The 5707-nt window shown below is 34.7% G+C and carries 7 protein-coding genes; 3 read left to right on the forward strand and 4 right to left on the reverse strand.

Annotated elements, in window-relative coordinates:
* Window positions 1–320: 320 nt before the first annotated feature.
* The 3 genes from AC3DU7_RS23165 to AC3DU7_RS23175 all read right to left on the reverse strand — a co-directional run bounded on the left by AC3DU7_RS23165 (window position 321) and on the right by AC3DU7_RS23175 (window position 1415).
* Window positions 321–524, reverse strand: coding sequence for a hypothetical protein (locus AC3DU7_RS23165; protein ID WP_488041654.1), 204 nt, complete (start codon window positions 522–524; stop codon window positions 321–323).
* A gap of 196 nt (window positions 525–720) precedes the next feature.
* Window positions 721–909 carry a hypothetical protein gene (locus AC3DU7_RS23170; protein ID WP_488041655.1) on the reverse strand — a complete coding sequence of 63 codons (189 nt, stop codon included), beginning with the start codon at window positions 907–909 and terminating at the stop codon, window positions 721–723.
* Window positions 910–1199: 290 nt separating this feature from the next.
* On the reverse strand, window positions 1200–1415 hold the full coding sequence (locus AC3DU7_RS23175; RefSeq protein ID WP_488041656.1) for a hypothetical protein: 216 nt from the start codon (window positions 1413–1415) through the stop codon (window positions 1200–1202).
* 727 nt (window positions 1416–2142) lie between these two features.
* On the opposite strand from AC3DU7_RS23175, the gene AC3DU7_RS23180 reads away from it, so the two are divergent.
* The gene (locus tag AC3DU7_RS23180) at window positions 2143–3222 is read left to right on the forward strand and encodes an HlyD family secretion protein (protein ID WP_488041657.1); all 1080 of its coding nucleotides are present in this window, start codon (window positions 2143–2145) and stop codon (window positions 3220–3222) included.
* Window positions 3223–3715: 493 nt separating this feature from the next.
* On the opposite strand, the gene AC3DU7_RS23185 is transcribed toward AC3DU7_RS23180, so the two are convergent.
* Window positions 3716–3916 carry a hypothetical protein gene (locus tag AC3DU7_RS23185; protein WP_488041658.1) on the reverse strand — a complete coding sequence of 67 codons (201 nt, stop codon included), beginning with the start codon at window positions 3914–3916 and terminating at the stop codon, window positions 3716–3718.
* A 930-nt stretch (window positions 3917–4846) separates the two neighbouring features.
* Here AC3DU7_RS23185 and AC3DU7_RS23190 point away from each other — a divergent pair.
* Both AC3DU7_RS23190 and AC3DU7_RS23195 read left to right on the forward strand, forming a co-directional pair.
* Window positions 4847–5218 (forward strand): hypothetical protein, encoded by a 372-nt coding sequence (locus AC3DU7_RS23190; protein ID WP_488041659.1) that lies wholly within the window; start codon window positions 4847–4849, stop codon window positions 5216–5218.
* 362 nt (window positions 5219–5580) lie between these two features.
* The coding region (locus AC3DU7_RS23195) for a family 1 glycosylhydrolase (RefSeq protein ID WP_488041660.1) at window positions 5581–5707 on the forward strand (127 nt) is incomplete at its 3' end.

Below are 5707 nucleotides of genomic sequence, written 5' to 3' on the forward strand. Positions count from 1 at the left end.
CATCCGCAACAAAGAAGGGAAGTAGATATTTTCCCTCTGACACACTCTCAAGTTATGAGCTTCACAAAATGAAATGACCATTGCGACATCCGCAACAAAGAGAGGGGAAGGGGAGGCTTGAGACCTTATTTTTTGGTCAGGAGGAGAGAGAATTACAAAGATGAGCGTAGTTATGACGATTGGATAATTTTTTTATGTCCAATAAAACGGATTTGATATCAGAATTCAATTGTTATAAAAAAGCACCTATAATTTTATAGGTGCTAAATTTAATTCAACTAAAAATTAGACTTAAATACTTGCTATTACATACCCAATTTTTAGTAGCAATCGTAACGTCTATAGCTGTAACGTACAGGACGACTATAGTGATAACTACGGTAGTGATAACTAACAGGGCGACGATAATAACGTCGAGAATGACCATAACCGTAACAATCATCGAAATTATGACCACCATTAATAGTGGCAGATTCTTCGGAGGAAAGCTCAGAAAATAATTCAGTGTTTTGAGTTTCTTGCATAAGATTATCCTCTTGATTAATTGTGTTTACAAGATGGTTAAAAATTATCGATATCTATTTAACTATCTTGTTGTTTCTAATTGTATTTTTCGTTGGTGAACTCCAGCATCCGGATAACTTTTTTTTGATTAGCAACTCTTGATAGCTGGCTAAAAAACACTTTAAAAATACTTTTAATTCAACTCATAAGTTTAAATTAGTAGCAGTTATATCTATAGCCATAGTAGCGACGACGGGAGTAGTAACGTACAGGCCGACTACGGTAATAACGACGATAGCCATAACTGTAATGCCGACGATGATAATAGCCATGACCACCATTAATAGTGGCAGATTCTTCTGTAGAAATGTCAGTAAATAGTTGATTATTTTTTGTTTCTTGCATGAATATTTTCCTCAACTTTAATTACATTCGTCATGTTTAATAATTCCTATATATAGCAGGAATTACAGTTAAGTATTCTTCATAAGCGGGTAATATCCGGATAACTATTTATCTTAGTGATTTCAGATTAAAAATTACTAAGCAAATATTAAAAATGCTATTTTGAGCTAAATATTTTTTTGCAGCAGAATAATCAGTACTATAGAATAGTACTTCACTACTAGATCGTTACTATCAAGTTAAAATTAATTGTGCTTTAATCCATAGAGATATAGACACAAAAAAATACTTTAGTAATAGCCTTTGATATTTCCTTTATAGTAATTAGAATTATAACGTTGGTAGTCAGAAGAGTAGCGGCGATCGCCATAATAACTACGAGGACAAAGTTGAAAACCTAAAAAATTACGGCGATATTGATAATTTTCATTGTAACCACCATTTATATAGGTAGATTCTTTATAGTTCAGTTCTGTAAAAAGTTGCTTTTTTTGAGGTTCTTGCATAATTAACTTCCTCATGGCTAATAATTTTAATTAAATAGTTGTAATCTTTAGCTGAGTTCTGGAATGTATAAAGGAATTGTACTCGATAATTCCAACATAATCTGCAGTGTCCGGAGTTTTGTATACTTCGACGATCGGGTTACTGTTAAGTGTTGACTTTATATCATGTCCGGTTGAATAGTTGCACTTTGCAGGAGGGAAGGCAGAGGGCAGAGGGCAGAAGCGGTGCGACCCCGCGTCGCCGCTAGGCGCAAGCGGTCGGACCCCGCGCCGCCGACAGCTCGCTTGCGGAACGCCGACCAAGAGAGGGAATGCTGACCAAGAGAGGGAACGCGCACCAAGAGAGGGAGAGAAAAATTTAAAGGGAGAAGGTTTTTTTATAACTGATTATCCGGACATGATATTAATCCTAATTTCTTCAAGTTTTCATTCTATCCGGATTAAGTTGAAACAAATCTGCAAAAATTATTAGAGAATAAATTATATACGGCAGTTATAAATAATTTGTCATACCAAATTTAAAAAACAATAGACCTCTCTGGAAAATAGGGAGTAGGTAGGGACATTGCATGCAACGTCCCTACAGAAAAAATTGATAATTTATCTACGATCATTGATTTGATTTTTTATTATTGGATAGGTATTAGGTGGTGTGGTAAGCTTTTTCACCTAATACCTGCCACCTAAAACTTACCACCTTCCTCAATTTAGTAAGTGAATATCAATTATGTTAAATAATTCTGATTATGTAGAACTACAACCTCTAGAAAGTGACGAATTTCTCCCTCCTCTAAGTCCTTGGAGCAAAATAGGAGGAATGTTTTTAGTGGGAACATTTGGTGTCGCTATTGCTCTAATGAGTGTAGTAAAGTATAATCCTACTGTAAGAACTGAAGCAATTGCTCGCCCAACAGGAGATGTCAGAATTGTTCAGGCGCTTACAGAAGGTAAAGTTGAAAGTATAGAAGTAAATGAAAATCAAGCTGTTGAAATGGGAGATGCGATCGCCCGCATAGATGAATCTGCACTTAATCGCCAAAAAAATCGACTACAGGAAAAAATCAGACAGTGTGAGGTAGAATTAGAACAGATAAATCAACAAATTTCTGCCCTAGAAGTTCAAATTTTAGCTACTGCCAAACCTCAGACTTTTCAGGAATCTAGATCCAGTACCACAGCAAACAATAAAATAGATAATGCATCTGTTGAATCAGCCATTTTAGATTTATCTCAATCTTTACCTACAGTTGCGCAACAATTTGCTAAGGATCGACGAGACCTAATTGTGAAGCGGACAAAATTAATGAAAGATTTGACTACAGGCACCAGAGAACTAGAAAAAGTAGATATTAAACTTGATAATAGTGTAATTCGAGTCCCTGTAGATGGTACTATCTTTCAGCTATCTTTACGTAATCCTGGCCAAACTGTAGAGTCGGGAGCAGCGATCGCTCAGATTGTTCCCAGTAATGCACCTTTAGTATTTAAAGGCAGAGTAACAGCAGCAGATATTGCTCGGGTAAAAGTCGGCCAACCCGTGCAAATGAGGATTTCAGCCTACCCTTTTCCGGACTATGGTATTCTCAAGGGAACTGTCAATTCAATTTCTCCAGATGCTATCTCCTCAGAAGCGCTTCGTGAAGCTTATTATGAAGTGACTATAGAACCTGAAAAACCTTACTTAGTTAGGAGCGATCGTCAATATTTCATTCAACCAGGAATGGAAGGTCGAGCTGATATAATTTCTTCCCAAGAAACTGTGTTAACTTTTGTTCTCAGAAAGATTAGATTATTAAGCGATTTTTAAGTTTTTAGAGAATAGCAGAAAATAAATTATCCCAATTTTTGTACTCTATATGTTAACTATAGCAATATGATTTGAGTTGTGAGATATTGGCAATTTTTAGGGAACAGGGAACACCGGAGCTGGGAACAGAGAAGAGGAAAAAACGTATCATATGAATATAATAATTGCTATATTCTACACTTTTAAGAAACACCTCAATTCTCACAACTCATTCCTGATTGCTATAGTTTCTACTTCCTTACTTTCATAGCTAATACTAAGCGTGAAAAAAGAATTCTACAAAAAGGTAGACCTCGATTGGATATGCTGAAAAATAGCTCCTCCAGTTCATTTGAGATAGTTATATCTATATTTTAAGGGGATGAAAAAGCGGTCGTTAGCGCAAAGCTTTCCTAACGGAATGCTACCGCAAACGCTAACAGCGGAGCGGCTCTGTCAAGAGCGGGTACCCTCGGCATATCCAATCGACCAAGAGAATATTCAGTTCAGTATTTCAATCCCAATGCTTTAGTCGGAGGTACTGATAACTGATAACTGAAATGACCCCCTCTTCCTTCTTTCGTAGGGACGTTATACCATTTCTCAAAAGTCTTGCTACACCTGCTTGGGAGTAGGGAGTAGGGAGTAGGGAGTAGGGTGCAGAGTCAAAAGAGATAATATATCTTGGTTTAATGCCGATAATCCTCACAAACACTATTCAACCATTATTATTACTTAATAACTGAAGTCCCATGGTGAAGTATAGCATTATTTTTGGGAATTGGTATTAGATGCAAGGTCCCTACCATTTGTAACAAACATTTATCAAATTGGTACAATGGGATAATTTTTTATTTGGAAGTCCCTTATTTTCTTTGCGTTGGGCAGAGGAGAATGATAAGTGTGGCAAAGGTGGGGAGATGGGGACCCTCCCCTACTGCTCCCAGGAGAAGAATATCAAGAAAGATTTGGCAGTGGCACTCGGATAGGACATTTTTTTATACCAAATTAAGCGGATGTGATATCAAAAATATTACTAGCGAATAATCTGAAAAATTTTAGTATAATTAATATCAGTTTCTCTAATAATTTTATAGATTAATTTTTGAGATATTATTTTACATTTTTTTCTACTTTTTGCCATAAAGAATTGTTGCAAACACTTCTCTAGTACCTACTATTTTTTTTATTTTTTACATTTATTTTTGAAAGTTTGAAATAATTTACCAGTAAAGTTCATAAGTAACTTGACAAATATTTTTTTATCTGAATTTTAAATTCAATTTTTTACTATAATTATTATCTCCCATTTCTGAAATAATCATTAGGTATAACACAAACTAAAGTTGCAACTTCAACTATTATTTTTGTTGCATATTTTAAGTTTAATTTAATTTTTTTCTGAAATAACTTAATAAGTAACTAATTTATCCAAATAAATATACTTCTTTTGACGAAAAATAGTTTTTGTAGATAATTTTCAGCATTTGTGCTTATATATTTTTTTACATTAAAACTCAAATCAATTTAGTAGTTACACTGAAGTATTATTTCTACATTTAGAAAAAGTTTTCCTAGCATTTTCAAGAATTAGATAGTACAATAAAGTACATAAACCCTACATAACAATAAAAGAAAATTGATAATGAAGACAATCATTACTATCTTAGGTATTAGTGCAATCTTGCTCTCTTATACTCCTACTACTAGAGCACAATCAAATAATCCTCCAATCGGAGAAACAACCCTTTCTGGAGATTCTCTAAAAACGGTAGAAGGCAGATCGATTAATCAAGACAATTATCGTACATATATTGATGACCCAAAATCTAGTAGTTCTCCTACAAATGGAATTAAATCTTATGAATTGCGTCGTCAACAACAAAACGTAGAAGTAATACCAGGAGTTTCTATTCCTGTAAACCCAGATCAACCTAAATCAGAAAATCCTCTAGAAGAAAATACCCTAGAAGGGGATAAAGGAGAAGAGGGTTTCAAACTAGAATTAGGAATTTAGAAATAATTGATTTACTCAAATTTTTGGGAATATTTTGCAAATTATAGATTCAAATAGAAATAACAAATGGGGAACTGAGAAAATCAGTTCCTCATTTTTGATAGAAGTTTTTTTGAGCGGGAGTGTGGGAAGGGTAGGTAGTGTGGGGAGTAGTAAAAATAATATCCTTATGATAAGCTAAAAATCACTTAAATTCTATATTCCCTGTTGCCTGTTGCCTCTTTGATGTCTAATAGACATCTCCAAAAATCAAAAATAAAATCAATTCTTATCCATAAATTATCAATTATTCTTCTCTGTTCCCTGTTCCCTGTTCCCTGTTCCCTCTTTTCTGGAGATGTCTAATGCAAAATAGCTTATATATGAATAGTTATAAATTTCCAGACAATTTTATGTGGGGAGTAGCCACAGCTTCCTATCAAATAGAAGGTGCCACAACAGAAGCAGGTCGCAAACCAAGCGTCTGGGATACTTTTAGCCGAACTCCAG

The organism is Okeania sp. (assembly GCF_983059655.1).